This window comes from Segetibacter sp. (assembly GCF_025963695.1).
GTDB lineage: Bacteria > Bacteroidota > Bacteroidia > Chitinophagales > Chitinophagaceae > Segetibacter.
In genome coordinates this window covers 1-15,369 of record NZ_JAOQAH010000066.1, presented here as the reverse complement: position 1 = coordinate 15,369, position 15,369 = coordinate 1, and the positions used below count along the sequence as shown (strand labels likewise).

Here is a 15,369-nt window from a genome sequence, read left to right as displayed (position 1 = left end):
ATAAAAGCAGCAGAATAATTCAATACTTAATTACGCCCGTCCTTCTTTAAATATGCTTCCACCTCTTTCGAAGTAATGGCAGTCTTCTTTGGGTATTTTTTAAACCATGCCCTAAATTCATCTTTAATTTTATCTGCCCAGTCGCCATGTACTTCTCCTGAAGGGTATTTGCCTGACTGCAGCATTGCCCTTTCAAATTCATCACGAAGGCCAGTCATTTCAGAAGCAGTTACAAGGCCTTCCATCAGGTAAGCGGGTATAAACACTACTCCGTATTCATTTGCAAACACTACGTCGCCCGGAAGCACACTTACATCGCCCACACGAATTGGCGCGTTGATAGAAGTCGGAGTCATATCCTTAATGTAAGACGGGTCGCTTCCTTTAATCCAGGCGTTGAAACCTTTGGTTTCCTTCAGCTCCTGCATGTCGCGGATAGAACCGTAGAAAATAACGCCCTTGCCTGTCTTGCCATAAATAGCATTGCCAAGGCTTGAGCCGATGAGTGTACCATCTTTAATTTTGCCAAATCCGTCAGCGACATAAATATCATTTTTGGCTAAAATATCTATCGGCCAAATGTTGATGCCTCCATGCTGCGACCGACCTTCAGCTTTACCTTGTACTCTTACAAAGGTGTCCAAATCGGGCCGCATTGGCATAAATTGAGCAGTTACTACACGGCCTACCATAGTCTCCCCCGGTTTTAGAATTACCCAGTTTTTTTCTACCTGGTTGCGAAAGCCCCTGTTTCCAAGGTAGCCCCAAATCTGTTCGAGTGTGCAATTGTTCAGGCGCTCCAAAAGTCCGTCGGAAACCTTTGGCCGTCCATCGGCCGATCGTTCGCCGTCCCATTTTGAAGTTAACATTTTCACGTATTCAGGCGTTGAACCGACGTGTTGGGCTTTTGCAAAAAAGGATGATAGCACAAAGGCAGCAAGAAAAAATTTTGTCTTCATATTGTAGGGTTTACTATGTTATTCCTCTATTATTAAAATATTCATTAAATCGGTTCTAGTTACAAACAGGAAATTTGGTGCAACCGGCATTTTCTAACTAAAAGGCTCCAACTGTACCCAAGAGGACGATAGGCGCCACCAATTGCGAAAAACGGAACGGTCGGAGAAATGATTTTAAGTCCGGAAACTAAAGTTGGCAGTTTTATTAAAAGTTGAGGCAAAGAAGGAGCGAAGATTGTACGCTAAGAGCAGAGAGGATTTAGATTTATTAAATCTCATATAGCATCGTTAATAGTGTTTACAAAACCAAAGCAACCAGGATTATTTCGAATCCTGTAATATTTTACTCTTTTTGAGGACCGAAACAATTGAGGCAAATTCGTTTCGAATATATTATAAAGAAGCCGATTAATCAAATGCAGGTATAAAGGTTAGTGTATTTGTGTAAGCGATCTTAATGGCCTCTGCCACTTCTTAAAGTAATGGAAAGCTATTTAAACTGCCGTCATTTTGCCCCACTTAAGAAATGGCTATTTCTAACGTTTCTCATACAAATATCGCTGCTGTAAAAAAATGCCCGTCAAACAGCTGTAATTAACTTTCAAAAAAGTGTTTTGTTTACGCCTACTGGCTATTAACAAGTCTGATGCTTTGACAAACCTTTCTGGTAATTTTTAAATTTTCAAAGGCCATATAACCGGCTTTTTACAGCTTTTGAAACTAATAATGCCCCAGTTGTTGGTACAAAAATTTATATCAGTAGTAAAAACATATTTTATGGCAAAGTCAGTTATTGGAAAGCACGTTGGTGCGGGAGCAGCAAATTCACTACTTAAAGAATTTTTTGTAGATGAATTGAAAGACATTTATTACGCTGAAAAGCAAATCGTAAAGACGCTACCTAAGATGAAAAAGGCAGCAACGTCAGACGAGTTAAAGGCGGCCTTTGAAAGTCATGTAACTATGACTGAAGACCAGATAGAAAGACTTGAAAAGGTGTTTGAATTATTAGGCGAAAAGGCAAAGGGTAAAACTTGTGAGGCGATAGAAGGCATCATTAAAGAAGGTGAAGGAATAATAGCCGATACAGATTCAAAAACTGCTACAAGGGACGTAGGACTCATTTTCGCTGCGCAAAAAGTAGAGCACTATGAAATCGCTACTTACGGTGGACTGGCACAACTGGCGGAAACTTTGGGACTTTCTGAAGTTGCTCAACTACTGCACACTACATTGGAAGAGGAAAAACAAACAGATGTCTTGTTGACCAAAATCGCGGAGAATCATGTGAATTATGAAGCATCGGAAGAGAAGGCGTAATGAATTTCTTTTTTAAATAAAAGCCACCTATTATGGTGGCTTTTTTATGGGGTCAAAGGAACAGGTTAAAGTAAAGATTAAAAACGCAGTTGTACTTAGGGGAACAAAACCGGATGAATTTCCTATGGCAGTTGTTCTAACTGGAGATCTTTATAATACACCATTGTTTTTCCACCCCCATGTATTTGAAGACCGATGTGACCGGACTGAGGAATAGATTTGTCGGTTTCAGTGTAATCAACAGTCTTTTGTTTATTCAAAAATATCTGTATCCTGGCGTTGCCCGATCGTATCTCGTAATCATTCCATTCGTCCGGTTTCAGCAAACTGACGATAAGTAAGGAATCGGGTTGCGCCAGCGTTTTATTTCGGCGAGATTCGTCATATAAACTTCCCCAGTATCTAGGACCCAGGTCAGCCTTGTACCCGGTCATTTCATAGGGAGGGTTTTTCAATCGCTGACTATTGAATTGAACTCCTGCGTTTACAAAACCTTCCTTTCCAACCAGTTTAAATTTCAGGCGTAAGACAAAATTCGAATATTCTTTTTTGGTAACGATAAAGTCATTGTGCGGGGCGACTTTATCGAGCGAACCAGCGGCAATAGATCCATTTTCGATGCGCCAGGTATTAACGGTATCACCTTCCCATCCCTTAAAAGTCTTGCCGTCGAATAAGGCAACGTGCTTCTGACGATTTAAACCAATAAAACCGGTAATGGCAAAAACGATAACCAGGCCAGCAACAGTTGTTATACTTCTCATATGGGTTGTTTTTATCTGCACATTCCAACTAAACTTTACGCAAGAACTCTTGTACTTACTCCTATTTTAAAAACGCGTCTAGTGCCTTAGTCGGTTTCCCGTCACTTCCCCATGCACTTAGCCCATAACCGCTCCAGCTCTTCGCCCCCTGTGGTTCCCAATAAATAACACCTAAACCTTTTCCGTTTGGTACCGCCCTTACCTTTTGTTGAACTGCAACTAACATGTCGTATGTATTATCAGGTTTGGTGTCTTCGCCTCCCACTTCTACCACCATTACTTCCTTACCATAACGGCTCGCCATGTCGTTTAAATTATCTCCAAGATCATTAATCGAAAGGGTATAATCAGGATTTCCTTTCAACCAGTAAGGATAATACGATAAGCCTATTACATCATACTTTGCTTTGTGTACTGTTGCACTATCAAACCAGCTTTTAAAGCGTGGGCTATTATTTCCCTGGTCAACGTGCAGAATCACTTTCGAGCGGGGACTGGTAGCTTTAATAGCATCGTAACCTTTATTGATTAACTGCGCTAATTGCTTCCAGTTAGAGGTTTTGCCTTCGGGATAAATCATTCCCCCCGGCGTTTCATTTCCAACCTGTACCCACTCCGGATAAACCCCACTTGTTTTCAAGGCAGTCATTACACCGGCGGTATAGTTGTATACGTCATCCAGTAATTGCGGAAAAGTGTGCCCCTGCCAAGCCGCCGGCTTCTTTTGCTTGCCTGGGTCTGCCCAGCTATCGCTGTAATGAAAATCAATCATAATTCTCATCCCCATTTTCTGTGCACGTACAGCCATGGCTACTGTTTCTTCCTTACTGCAGTGCCCGCTTCTTTTATCATTCGAAGGATTGACAAACGTTCTTAACCTGATTGTATTTATGCCATGATCTTTCAAAATTTTTAAGCAATCCTCTTCTACTCCCTGGTCATTATAAAACTTAAAACCTGATGCTTCCATTTGCGGTAGCCAACTAACGTCACCCCCTTTTGCAAATTCTTTGCTTTGTTTTCGCTGCGCGGGTTTTGTTGAGGAGCAGGCAGAAAACAGGGTAATAGATAGTAATAAAAAAGCAAGAATTGCAGCTTTTTTATTACTGGCTGTAGCAAAATTTCCGATCATATAAAAAATATTTTTTTGGCTTCAAACTTACAACATTACACGAAGTAAACTGGTGACTGCTTCGCCGTCACTTGCAAAGCCTGAAAAAGCCAATGCCTCTTCCCTGGTTCTTTCTGATTGCTACTTTAGGCTTAGTATCGCCCCTAAATCGTCCCGTTTTCTACAACACACTAGTATTAACAATCAACTTGTTAAACCTTTCCTAACTACTTAAAATTGGCGCTTAGTTTGTATTTAGTGCATCAATAAATAACAATCTTTCAAAGACTATTACAATGAAAAAAACTATACTATCAATTGCTATAGCAGCAATATTTGCTTCATGTAGCGACAAAGCGTCGCAAGAAACAACTACTACTAAAACTGTTTCTTCAACCGATACAATTGGTTTAAGCGATTACAAGGAATGGAAAGAAAAACAGGAAGTAGCATCTCAGCAAACATTTACAAGTCCGGGTGTAGAAGAGATGCCGGCTGAAGCAGAGCCAGCACCAGCACCCGAAGTAGAAAAACCGAAAACCATAATTATTTACAGAGATGCGCCGGCAAAACAAGCTCGTGCTGCAAGACCAGCAAAGCGCCCTGTTTATAAAGCTCCGGCAGAATCAGAAAGTGCAGGAGTGGCTAAAACACCAAATCCTGTAAATTCAGGTACAAAACGAGAGCCTTACGGCAGAGGAACAGGAACAACCGGTACCGAGGGAACAGCGGGTAGTGGAACTAGTTCGTCAGACGAAGGCAATGGTGATATTGCCGGCACCTCTTCTACTCCGGCTGAAGTACCCGCTAAAAAAGAAGGTGGCTGGAGCAAAGCAGCGAAAGGTGGCGCAATAGGGGGTGCCTCCGGTGCTGTAATTGGAGCGGTAATCAGCAAGAATAAAACGAAAGGAGCCGTTATAGGCGGCATTGTTGGAGCAGCGGGCGGTTATATCTTTGGAAAGAAACAAGACAAAAAAGTTGAACAGCAATAATTGCTGATCGTCTATAATGAAAAGGAGCATAACTAGGTTTGTGCTCCTTTTTTGTTTTTAAACAGATCTGATCTTTCGAAAGGCTTTTTCCTCTAAATCATTTATAACAACAAACACCTCTAAACCTCTTAGTATGCCAGAAGGACCGCAAATGGTTTTCCTAAAGGAACAATTATCTCATTTTGTAGGGGAGACAGTTGTAGAAGCAAAGGGTCGCGAAAAAGGAATTCCTTATGACCTGGTAGAGGGACAGGCGTTAGTTGATATGAAGACTTTTGGTAAAGAACTTTTATTCTGCTTTCCTGACTTTACTATTCGTATCCATCTCGTGTTGTTTGGTAAGTATGCCATTGATTCTACTTTAAACCGTGCTCTTCAGTTAGGACTTGTATTTGAGAATGGAGAAGTAAACTTCTACGCCTGCAAGTGTAGGTTTATAAAAGAGCCGCTTGATAAGATGTATGATTGGACCATAGACGTGATAGATAAGTCTTTTAACCCCCAAAAGGCACTTGAAAAGATGGTGTTGAAACCTAGGCAACTAATTTGTGAAGCACTACTTGATCAAAACATATTAGCAGGAGTAGGAAATAAAATTAAGAACGAGGTTTTATTTAGAAGACAAATACATCCTGAAAGTTTGGTTGGTGAAATACCTGTAGAGAAATTACAAACGTTGATTGAAGAGTGCGTGAAACTAAGCTTCGAGTACCTCGATTGGAAACGCGAGGGCACTGACAACGACCATTGGGAGGTGTATAAAAAGAAAGAATGCCCGCGGGACCGTGTGCCATTGCTGAAAGAGAAGATAGGAAAGTCTGCCAGAAGTTGTTATTTCTGTGATAAGTGCCAGAAGCTATATATTCCTGATAACTTTTAGCAACTCACACTATTTACGTACTACATATTCCTCCTGGTCGAGCCAGTTCTTACCTACTGTTACATTTACTTGTAATGGAACCAGAAAGTCAGCCTTCGTCTCCATTATTTGTACAACTTCCGGAACCAGCATTTGCAACTCGTCATCTGCTGCATCAAAAACCAGTTCATCGTGTACCTGCAAAATCAGACGGGTTCGTAATTTATGATGAAGTATGAACTTGTGAATCGACACCATCGCTTCCTTAATGATGTCAGCCGCCAACCCTTGTATCGGAGCATTTACTGCCATGCGTTCAGCTATCTTACGTGTGGTACCATTACCAGAGTTAATCCCTTCAATATACCTTATCCGGCCATACCTGGTTTTTGTATAACCCCTTTCACGACTCTCTGTAACGGATCTTTCGAGATATTCTTTTACTGAACAAAACTCCTGGAAGTATGCATCAATAATTTGCTTTGCATCTTTTTGCGATATTTTTAGCCGCGTTGCCAAACCCCACGGGGTGATACCGTAAGCAATACCAAAATTTATCCCTTTTGCTTTGCCCCGCATGTCTTTAGTCACCTCCTTTTCATCCACCTTAAATACCCGGCTTGCGGTAGTGGTATGAATATCTTTTCCTGACTTAAAAGTTTCTATCATCACCTTATCCCCGCTTAAAGCAGCAAGCAGCCGAAGTTCAACCTGGTTATAATCTATACTCAGTATACTAAAATTCGATCCCGATGGAACGATGGCTTTTCGCACTTCGCGTCCTGCCTCACTTCTTATGGGAAGATTTTGAAGATTAGGTTCAGTACAACTCAGCCTGCCTGTACCCGCAACAATTTGCGAAAACGTTGGATGGATTTTGTGGGTTGATGGGTTGACATATTTAGGCAACGAATACACATAAGTAGTAATGATCTTATTAAGCTTTCTATATAGAAGCAAGTCAGCGATGAAAGGATACTTGTCAGCAAGATCTGCAAGATGAGGTTCGGCAGTTGAAATCTGTCCTGTCTTTGTTTTTTTAAGTTCAGATGTTTCGCAAACCTGTTGAAGAATTTCTGCTGTCTTAGAAGGAGAGTTTATATTAAACTTTGAACCTGCGGCCCCGTACAATTTTATTTCAAGAACGTTTAGTTGTTGGGTTAATACTTTATCAATCTCGCTTAAGGTTGGCTGATCTATTTTTAGTCCGTGTAATTCCATTGCCGCTATAGCCGATTGCAGGGGCAGCTCGATTTCGAAAAACAGCTTAGACAATCCCATTTCTTCCATCTTAGCAAGAATGTTTTTATGGGCTAAAATCATGGATGGCAAATAGTTCAACTCACCCTCAAACTCTGCCAGCTTATACTCCGCCAACTGGTATTTATCTTTTATATAGGGCAACTCAATTTTCGAGTCAGGTTCAAGTAAATAGGCTGCAAGAGATAAATCAATCCAATTACTTTGGAGATAGATATTTTCGGCGGTTATCCTTTTTAATAACGGCTTTAACTGCCAGCCCACTTTTGTTATCTCCGCATTATCAAGAAAACTAATCAACCCATTCCAATTGGTATTATCAGTAAGAAGCACTTTAAAAATTTCGGTAGTGCCAGTTCCCATGATAAAGAGATGGTCAGCCGATTTTTCTAAGAATCCAACAGCAACTATCTTGACTTCACTAAATTTTGTTATGGCTTCCTCTACAGTCACTTCAATAACCCGAACGTGAGCTGTTTCAATGTTACTGTTAGCAGAATCTTCAATCTTAATAAATCCTTGCTTTTCTAATCGCTCCCTGATTTTTACAAATTGTAATTCATCCAGCAACGGGAGCAGTTGATTTTCATCAGGCTTTTGTATTTGAACACTATCCCATTCAAATGTTACATCAAGATCACCTGTTAAAACGGCCAACTGCTTATTCTCTATTAACTGAACCTTTGATGCTATAATTGACTCTCTCACTTTCGGCTGCTTAATTAATTCAACGTCTTCAATCAGCTTTTCAACGCTTTGAAATTCTGCTAAAAGTTGGGCGGCCGTTTTGTCTCCTATTCCTTTAACGCCAATAATGTTGTCGACACTATCACCGCGTAGAGCGAGGTAATCAGCAATTTGAGTTGGTGCAACTCCATACTTATTTTTCACGCCTTCAATGTCAAGCGTTTCCATCACTGCACCTTTGTAAGCAGGCCTGAAAAGAAAAATATTATCTGAAACAAGTTGGGCAAAATCTTTATCCGGACTTACAATAAAAACATCATAACCCATTGCTTCACCTTTCTTAGCAAGTGACGCAATCACGTCGTCAGCTTCATAACCTTCTTCTTTTAAAACAGGTATTTTCAACGAGTCCAATAACCGCATTGCATAAGGAAATGCATGGTAGATTTCGGAAGGCATTTTCTCGCGGTTTGCTTTGTAGGTGGAGGACACTGCTACTCTACCTTTAGGCTTTGAGTCTAGTGCAGCGGCAACAGCACCAGGTTTTGCCTCAGTTAGTACCTGGAAGATATAATTGTAAAAAACCAAAGTGGTTCTGGTGTCAATGCCGGTAGTAGTTCCGAATTGCTTCCCCATTGTTGCAAAATGTGCCCGGTACAATAGAGGCATTACATCGAACAGGAAAAGCTTTTTATTTTTCATAGACGTATTTTAAAATTTGCTGATATTCCATTACTGCAGCTTCCTTGGCTTTTGCTTCGAGCATAACATCTACCACTTGACCGTATGTTTTCACTTCATCGTAGATGTAATCAGCATGAGCTGTAGGTGGTGAGGAAGGATCTTCATACTTTTTTTTAGAACTTGAAAAATGCACCACAGGTATTACGTCTTCTGGCCAGGTACTTATTGCTGCCATAAATGCTTCCTGCTCGCTTAAATTACCTGTACAAAACTGGTGATGGAAGTAATCGAAAACAACGGGAATATTGGTTTGTTCATGAAGCCATAAAAGATCTTTTACATTAAACATATTTGCCTTGTCATCGTTCTCAACAGTTAGTCTCTTTCTTGTATTATCAGGCAAATTCATATAGCTTTCTGCAAACCTTGAAAGGGCGGAAACCTTATCTCCGAAAGCCCCGCCAACATGAATATTAATTTTTGCGAAACAAGTCTGAGGAAGTTGCAAAAGATCAATGATCTCTGCATGTTGTTTTAACTCCTTGATCGTGTTAGTCAAAACCGTTCCTGTATTAGTTGCTAAAACATTAAACGGCCCCGGATGAAATGTAAGCCGCAGTCCACTCTCATTTGCTTTTTGTCCACAACGGGCAAGAATAGCTGAAATAGTTTCATAGTCGGGCATGTCCACAATTTCATATTCGCTCATCCATGGAAACATATCGGAACTCATTCTATAAAAGAGCAAATTGTTTTGTATGTTCCAGTCGATCACTTTCTCCAAATCAATAACATTTGCCAAAGCAAGCGTAGATGCATAAGCCATCCCTTTCTCCACAAAAGTTCTTTTAACCATAGAGCGGTTAACCTGAATTTTTTCGGCGCCTAAGGTTAAATTAATTGCAGCATATCCGTACTTCATATTGTAGGTCTGGTAAAAATCGTACCCGTGTAAATATATTTTTTGTTGTAAAAAATGGGTTAATGAGGGGGTAAGAAAGACTATAAACAATAGAGCAACTATTAAAAATATTGATGATCTTAGCGGTGCGCTTTTTAACTGTTTTTTAATCACTATTTCGAAATCTTCAATTGCTTATATGAAAACAATATCTCTTTGTTTATTCGTATCCTTCGTTTTAATTATTGGCTCAGTTAACGGCCAAAAGGGGAAATGGACTATTTTGTTTGATGGCAGCGCCACCGATAAGTTTAGGGGATATAACATGCAGACATTCCCAAATGATGCATGGAAAGTGGAGGACGGAGCTTTAGCTACGCAAACAGGTGTTCCGAATATTGACCTCGTTACAAAAGAAGCTTATAAAAACTTCGAACTAGTCTTTGATTGGAAAGTATCGAAGGCAGGCAACAGTGGCGTATTTTTTCATATGAAAGAAACACTTGCTCACCAGTCCGGCAATGGCAATAGCCCAAATTGGTTAGACAATTTTGAATTTCAATTATTGGATGATATCAATTTTAACGATACTGCAGCCATTCGGTCTGCCGGCTCTTTATATGATTTAATCATTCCTACGAATAAAACATTAAAACCTGTGGGTGAGTACAACTCAGCAAGACTGATTGTAAAAGGCAACCGTGTTGAACACTGGCTTAACGGAAAAAAAGTAGTGCAGTATGAAATGAACTCTCCTGCCATGACAACCTTGTTAGCAAAAAGTAAGTTTAGCAAAAATGCAGCCTACGGTAAATCGCCTGATGGTCTAATTATGCTTCAGCATCATGGACAGAAGGTTTGGTTAAAAAACATCAAAGTAAGAAGATTGTAAACAACGATTTGACGAACTTTCTATTTCATTACACATTTGAAATATAGTCCGGGGTCTAAACCTTTCCAAAGAACTTTAGACCCTGGACGTTCCTATGAAATCTTACTGATCCAGCACTTTTATAAAAGTTCCTGCCGCCACATTATCTGTTAGCTTCATCCCGTTTAAAACTGCTAACTCTTCCATCTTTTTATCCGGCGTGTTGTGTTGTTTTAAAGCCTGTTGCAATGTAGTATTTGTACGGGCAGTTTTTATCCTAATCCTTTCCGGCTTTTTGTTGATTTTAGCCTGGTCTTTAAGCTCTCTAAAATTCTGCATACCATTTAAAAAAGTCTGGTAATAGTTATTGAAATCAGTAGCCATTGAAACACCAACCATGTGATAGATCGTTCCACCAAATTGAATAAGGTAAGAAACCGTTCTTAGCACCGCGGCACTCTGTTGTTGTTGCTGTTGTTGCTGTTGTTGTTGATCTGCAATTATTCTCATAGCCGGAATACCATTTACTGAAATACTTTCTGTTTCTGCCCGCTGCAGGTTGTATTGTTTTACAACGTTGTTGCTAGCCTCTTGCAGCGAAGCTCCTTGCGCAGATGTAAAAATTAGTATAGCCCTTCCATCTTTAGAAGCCATTTGCACCTGGGTTGGACTATTTTGAAATGACCAGCCAGTGGGTACAGGAAACTGAAATTTTAAAACAGGATGGTAAAAAATACCCCCTTCTACAAATCCCTGCTTTGGGTCTTCGCCATATATTAAACCATCAATCCTTTTCAGGTAACTATTTCGTTCTACTTGTGCATTTGTTAAGTTTAGTTTCTGTTGCCATTCAAGGGCTAATTGGCCAACTGTCGCTTCCCTATCAACCGGTGAAGGGTGTGTAGATAGGAAAGGAGGAATTTCATTAGCGCCCGACTCACTTTGCTTACGCTGTAATGTTGTAAAAAAATGAGCCATTTGTTTTGCATCATAACCAATCTTTGAAGAATATTCCACACCAAGTCTATCTGCTTCGCGTTCGGCATCTCTTCCAAACTTCAACATCAATAAACCAAGACCTTGAGATGCCGTTTCTGCAAACCTTCCTAACTCAGGGTTTATGATAACTCCCGCCAGAACTCCAAGCTGCGCTAACATACCCTTGCTTTGTTGACTAACCGAATGTCGTGCAGTTACGTGCCCAAGTTCGTGTCCCAGCACACCTGCAAACTCTGCTTCATTGTTGAAATGACCCATAATGCCACGGGTAAAATAGACATAGCCGCCAGGTATTGCAAACGCGTTTAAGATATCGGAGTCTACGATTTTAAATTCATACTCAAGGTTAGGCCGGTGAGAGATAGCAGCCATTTGCTTTCCTTTTTCATTAATAAATCGTTGCAAAGCGCTGTCGGGATACAAGCCAAACTGTTGTACAATTTGTGGATCCGCTTCTTTTCCCGTAGCTATTTCCTGTGCTTCAGACATTAGTACTACCTGCCTTTTTCCTGTAACGGGATTTCGTGCACAGCCAGATATTATCATTAAGACTGTAAAGCTTGCGGCAATCGTGATATTTTTCATAATAAGAATTTTATTTACACAAGAAATAAGCTTGATAGCTCATAAACATTACACGACTTTGCAAACATAGTACCGCTATTGAACGTGCAGGGACGATTGCCGTTAGTTGCATGAGTATTAACGATTACAATGAGAAATCTTTTAGTTTTAAATAAATTACTGAAGTTTGATTCCATTGATTATTTGTTCAAACATTTGTTGATATATTTATGAGGTTCAAATAATTAAGCAATAAGCTGACATTATGAATTAGCTGCCAACATGAATACTAATGATTAAGATTAATACAGACTTACAACCATCTGATCTTACTAATAAACTCCAAAGATTCTGGAAACTATCCGGTGAAAAAATCCACTTGATCGAAAAGCATTATGATGGTTCAAAAGGTTCGCCGGTCTTTACAATAAAGGGCCAATATACTACACGCGGATGGACAGAATGGACACAAGGCTTTCAATATGGCTCAGGCATCTTACAATATGACATTACGGGAGACAACTCCTTATTAGACTCTACGCGACAAAAAGTTGTCGAAGTGATGGCGCCTCATATCAGCCACATCGGTGTACATGATCATGGCTTCAATAACGTAAGTACGTATGGCAATTTGCTTCGCCTGATGAATGAAGGGAAGACACCTTTTAATGAATGGGAGAAAAACTTCTATCAACTAGCGCTAAAAATTTCAGGTGCTGTCCAAGCAAGCAGGTGGACAACAATAAAAGATGGTGGGTTCATTCATTCGTTTAATGGTCCGCACTCACTTTTTGTTGATACCATTCGTTCATGCCGGGCGCTCATGGTTAGTCACCAGTTAGGGCATGTCTTCCAGGCCGAAGGAGACCAGCGGATCAGTTTGCTGGAACGTGCTGTTCAACACATGCAGGCCACCGCTAAATACTCTGTCTTTTATGGTGAAGGACGTGACGTGTATGATACATGGGGACGTACCGCGCATGAATGCATTTTTAATGTAAAAGACGGGAATTATCGTAGCCCTAATTCACAGCAAGGATATACCGGTTTCAGTACATGGACGCGTGGACTTGCATGGGCGATGTGCGGCTTTGCAGAAGAACTGGAATGGTTTGACTCAAAAGGCAACGATTATGCAGGAAAAGAAACGCTGATACCTGTGATGATCAAGGCGGCAAAAGCAACGTGCGACTTTTATATCAACCACACTCCTATTGATGGCGTTCCTTATTGGGATACTGGTGCACCTAATTTATATAAGCTTGGTAATTACTTAGATCAGCCTGCCAATCCTTATAATGACTTTGAACCTGTTGACAGTTCGGCCGCAGCAATTGGCGCACAGGGACTATTAAGACTGGGCAGGTATTTACAACAACATGGTGACAGTGAAAACGGAGACCGTTACTGGCAGGCAGGACTTACTGTACTAAATACCATTTTTGATGAACCTTATCTAAGTACCGATCCAAACCACCAGGGCTTGTTACTGCATTCTGTTTATCATCATCCTAATGGGTGGGACCATATACCAGAAGGCAGCAAAGTGCCAAATGGAGAATCGAGCATGTGGGGTGATTATCACGCACGCGAGGTGGCTCTTTACCTGCAACGAGTTATTAATAACGAGACTTACTACACCTTCTTTAATATTTAATGAATCCAGTCAATCTTACCGATACTTCCAGGTTGTGTGTTCATACGATCACAACCAAACCATGGAATATAGAAGAGGCTGCAAAGCACTTTTCTGCTGCCGGCGTTAAAGGCATTACAGTTTGGCGCGATACCCTGAAAGGAAGAAGTATCAGGCAAACCGGCCAGATGTTAAGGGATCATGATTTGTCGGTTGTATCGCTTTGTCGAGGCGGATTCTTCCCTTCAATAGATAGCAATAAAAGGGAGGCTGCAATTGACGATAACAGGAAGGCAATCGAAGAAGCACACGAATTAGGAACTTCAATGATTGTATTGGTTTGTGGTGCAGATCCATTGCAACCATTGGAAGAGTCAAGAAAACAAATAAGGGATGGAATCCAGGCGGTACTTCCGGAAGCAGCCGCTGCAGGAGTAAAACTGGCGATCGAGCCGTTGCATCCGATGTATGCAGATACTCGATCAGCAATTAACACGCTTGCACAGGCAAATGATATGGCTGAAGAAATCAATTCACCATTTGTCGGTGTTGCTGTCGATGTTTATCATCTCTGGTGGGATCCATCACTTGAGAAAGAGATAAAACGCTGCGGTGCAAACGGCAATCTTGCAGCATTTCATATTTGCGACTGGAAAGTGCCAACAACAGATTTTTTAAATGACCGGGGTTTAATGGGTGAAGGATGTATTCCCGTAAAAAAGATCAGGTCATGGGTGGAAGCTACAGGCTTTACCGGTTTTAATGAAGTGGAGATCTTTTCAAACAAATACTGGAAAGAAGATCAGAAGGAGTTTTTGGGGAAGATTGTTAGAGCATACAAGGAGTATTCGTGAGGTTTTGAGTTTTGAGTTTTGAGTTTTGAGTTTTGAGTTTTGAGTTTTGAACAGAGTGGCAGTGCTGGAATGTGATAGTTGACCGTTGATAAAATCAACAGCTTTAAAGATGGGGGACTAAGCTTGCGACTAACGATCCATACTTGCGATTAACGATCTAAACTTGCGATTAACGATCTAAACTTGCGATTAACGATCCATACTTGCGATTAACGATCCATACTTGCGATTAACGATCTAAACTCGCGACTACCGACAACTTAACGCTCAATAAAATTGCTACAAGTACAAGAGTGCGACGCAACAAAAGCATCACAAAAGTTCTATCGCCCGGCTCACAAAAAAGAAATGCCATAAAATAAACTTATACAAATGAAAGAACACAGGATTGGGATCATCATGAATGGGGTTACTGGTCGTATGGGCACGAACCAACATTTATTGAGGTCTATTGCAGAAATAATAAAACAGGGCGGTGTAAAGATTAATGCCGGTGAAACGATCATGCCTGATCCGGTACTTGTTGGACGTGATGAAAATAAATTACAAAGGCTTTGTTCGATTACCGGGATCGATAAGATGAGCACCAATCTTGACGACGTGCTCGCTGATCCCTATAACATCATTTACTTCGATGCACAAACAACCGGAAGGCGTGCTGAAGGAGTTAGAAAGGCAGTAAAAGCGGGCAAGCATATTTACTGCGAAAAACCGATTGCGGTCGATACGAAAGAAGCACTGGAATTATACAAGCTTTGTAAAGACGCAGGAGTAAAGAACGGTGTGGTGCAGGATAAACTTTGGCTTCCGGGAATTTTAAAATTAAAGAGACTTATTCAGCAGGGATTTTTTGGCAAAATACTTTCTGTACGGGGGGAATTTGGATATTGGGTTTTTGAAGGAGATTC

13 protein-coding genes are annotated in these 15,369 nt (G+C 40.7%); 7 read left to right on the top strand and 6 right to left on the bottom strand.

The genetic code is table 11. The features are described 5' to 3' along the window. Positions 1 to 26: 26 nt before the first annotated feature. Entirely contained in the window at positions 27 to 959 is a 933-nt protein-coding gene (locus JWR87_RS10960) for an RraA family protein (protein WP_297819663.1), read from the bottom strand. A 777-nt stretch (positions 960 to 1,736) separates the two neighbouring features. Here JWR87_RS10960 and JWR87_RS10955 point away from each other — a divergent pair. Next, positions 1,737 to 2,279, top strand: a complete 543-nt coding sequence (locus JWR87_RS10955) for a ferritin-like domain-containing protein (RefSeq protein ID WP_297819661.1) — start codon at positions 1,737 to 1,739, stop codon at positions 2,277 to 2,279. 122 nt (positions 2,280 to 2,401) lie between these two features. Here the strand turns inward: JWR87_RS10955 and JWR87_RS10950 are convergent, their stop codons facing one another. Both JWR87_RS10950 and JWR87_RS10945 read right to left on the bottom strand, forming a co-directional pair. Further along, positions 2,402 to 3,043, bottom strand: coding sequence for a DUF1080 domain-containing protein (locus tag JWR87_RS10950; RefSeq protein WP_297819658.1), 642 nt, complete (start codon positions 3,041 to 3,043; stop codon positions 2,402 to 2,404). 61 nt (positions 3,044 to 3,104) lie between these two features. Then, the gene (locus tag JWR87_RS10945; protein ID WP_297819655.1) at positions 3,105 to 4,175 is read right to left on the bottom strand and encodes a glycosyl hydrolase 53 family protein; all 1,071 of its coding nucleotides are present in this window, start codon (positions 4,173 to 4,175) and stop codon (positions 3,105 to 3,107) included. Between the two features lie 275 nt (positions 4,176 to 4,450). Between JWR87_RS10945 and JWR87_RS10940 the strand changes: the two genes are divergently transcribed. Together JWR87_RS10940 and JWR87_RS10935 are read left to right on the top strand one after the other, a co-directional pair. Then, positions 4,451 to 5,146: a YMGG-like glycine zipper-containing protein gene (locus JWR87_RS10940; protein ID WP_297819652.1), complete on the top strand. Its 696-nt coding sequence runs from the start codon at positions 4,451 to 4,453 to the stop codon at positions 5,144 to 5,146. Positions 5,147 to 5,279: 133 nt separating this feature from the next. Continuing rightward, positions 5,280 to 6,026, top strand: coding sequence for an endonuclease (locus tag JWR87_RS10935; protein WP_297819649.1), 747 nt, complete (start codon positions 5,280 to 5,282; stop codon positions 6,024 to 6,026). Positions 6,027 to 6,035: 9 nt separating this feature from the next. Here the strand turns inward: JWR87_RS10935 and polA are convergent, their stop codons facing one another. Both polA and uvsE read right to left on the bottom strand, forming a co-directional pair. Further along, complete coding sequence (gene polA / locus JWR87_RS10930; RefSeq protein ID WP_297819646.1) at positions 6,036 to 8,654, bottom strand: DNA polymerase I; 2,619 nt, start codon at positions 8,652 to 8,654, stop codon at positions 6,036 to 6,038. Further along, complete coding sequence (gene uvsE, locus JWR87_RS10925; RefSeq protein WP_297819643.1) at positions 8,644 to 9,558, bottom strand: UV DNA damage repair endonuclease UvsE; 915 nt, start codon at positions 9,556 to 9,558, stop codon at positions 8,644 to 8,646. The genes polA and uvsE overlap by 11 nt, the downstream gene beginning before the upstream one ends. Positions 9,559 to 9,736: 178 nt before the next feature. Here uvsE and JWR87_RS10920 point away from each other — a divergent pair, with 178 nt between their 5' ends. Further along, positions 9,737 to 10,429 carry a DUF1080 domain-containing protein gene (locus JWR87_RS10920; RefSeq protein ID WP_297819640.1) on the top strand — a complete coding sequence of 231 codons (693 nt, stop codon included), beginning with the start codon at positions 9,737 to 9,739 and terminating at the stop codon, positions 10,427 to 10,429. A gap of 102 nt (positions 10,430 to 10,531) precedes the next feature. Here JWR87_RS10920 and JWR87_RS10915 read toward each other — a convergent pair whose 3' ends face one another. After that, positions 10,532 to 11,992 (bottom strand): M48 family metalloprotease, encoded by a 1,461-nt coding sequence (locus JWR87_RS10915; RefSeq protein ID WP_297819637.1) that lies wholly within the window; start codon positions 11,990 to 11,992, stop codon positions 10,532 to 10,534. Between the two features lie 271 nt (positions 11,993 to 12,263). On the opposite strand from JWR87_RS10915, the gene JWR87_RS10910 reads away from it, so the two are divergent. The 3 genes from JWR87_RS10910 to JWR87_RS10900 form a co-directional block, all read left to right on the top strand. Then, a complete protein-coding gene (locus JWR87_RS10910; RefSeq protein WP_297819633.1) occupies positions 12,264 to 13,628 on the top strand; it encodes a glycoside hydrolase family 88 protein in 1,365 nt (454 codons plus the stop codon). Further along, on the top strand, positions 13,628 to 14,461 hold the full coding sequence (locus JWR87_RS10905; protein ID WP_297819630.1) for a sugar phosphate isomerase/epimerase family protein: 834 nt from the start codon (positions 13,628 to 13,630) through the stop codon (positions 14,459 to 14,461). The genes JWR87_RS10910 and JWR87_RS10905 overlap by 1 nt, the downstream gene beginning before the upstream one ends. Positions 14,462 to 14,833: 372 nt before the next feature. Then, the coding region (locus JWR87_RS10900; protein ID WP_297819627.1) for a Gfo/Idh/MocA family oxidoreductase at positions 14,834 to 15,369 on the top strand (536 nt) is incomplete at its 3' end.

Excerpts from the sequence above, each read along its gene's own strand:
- JWR87_RS10920 (WP_297819640.1), top strand. The coding sequence starts at position 9,737 with ATGAAAACAATATCTCTTTGTTTATTCGTATCCTTCGTTTTAATTATT.
- uvsE (WP_297819643.1), bottom strand. The coding sequence starts at position 9,558 with ATGAAGTACGGATATGCTGCAATTAATTTAACCTTAGGCGCCGAAAAA.
- polA (WP_297819646.1), bottom strand. The coding sequence starts at position 8,654 with ATGAAAAATAAAAAGCTTTTCCTGTTCGATGTAATGCCTCTATTGTAC.
- JWR87_RS10945 (WP_297819655.1), bottom strand. The coding sequence starts at position 4,175 with ATGATCGGAAATTTTGCTACAGCCAGTAATAAAAAAGCTGCAATTCTT.
- JWR87_RS10940 (WP_297819652.1), top strand. The coding sequence starts at position 4,451 with ATGAAAAAAACTATACTATCAATTGCTATAGCAGCAATATTTGCTTCA.
- JWR87_RS10950 (WP_297819658.1), bottom strand. The coding sequence starts at position 3,043 with ATGAGAAGTATAACAACTGTTGCTGGCCTGGTTATCGTTTTTGCCATT.
- JWR87_RS10960 (WP_297819663.1), bottom strand. The coding sequence starts at position 959 with ATGAAGACAAAATTTTTTCTTGCTGCCTTTGTGCTATCATCCTTTTTT.
- JWR87_RS10915 (WP_297819637.1), bottom strand. The coding sequence starts at position 11,992 with ATGAAAAATATCACGATTGCCGCAAGCTTTACAGTCTTAATGATAATA.
- JWR87_RS10905 (WP_297819630.1), top strand. The coding sequence starts at position 13,628 with ATGAATCCAGTCAATCTTACCGATACTTCCAGGTTGTGTGTTCATACG.
- JWR87_RS10955 (WP_297819661.1), top strand. The coding sequence starts at position 1,737 with ATGGCAAAGTCAGTTATTGGAAAGCACGTTGGTGCGGGAGCAGCAAAT.
- JWR87_RS10910 (WP_297819633.1), top strand. The coding sequence starts at position 12,264 with ATGATTAAGATTAATACAGACTTACAACCATCTGATCTTACTAATAAA.
- JWR87_RS10935 (WP_297819649.1), top strand. The coding sequence starts at position 5,280 with ATGCCAGAAGGACCGCAAATGGTTTTCCTAAAGGAACAATTATCTCAT.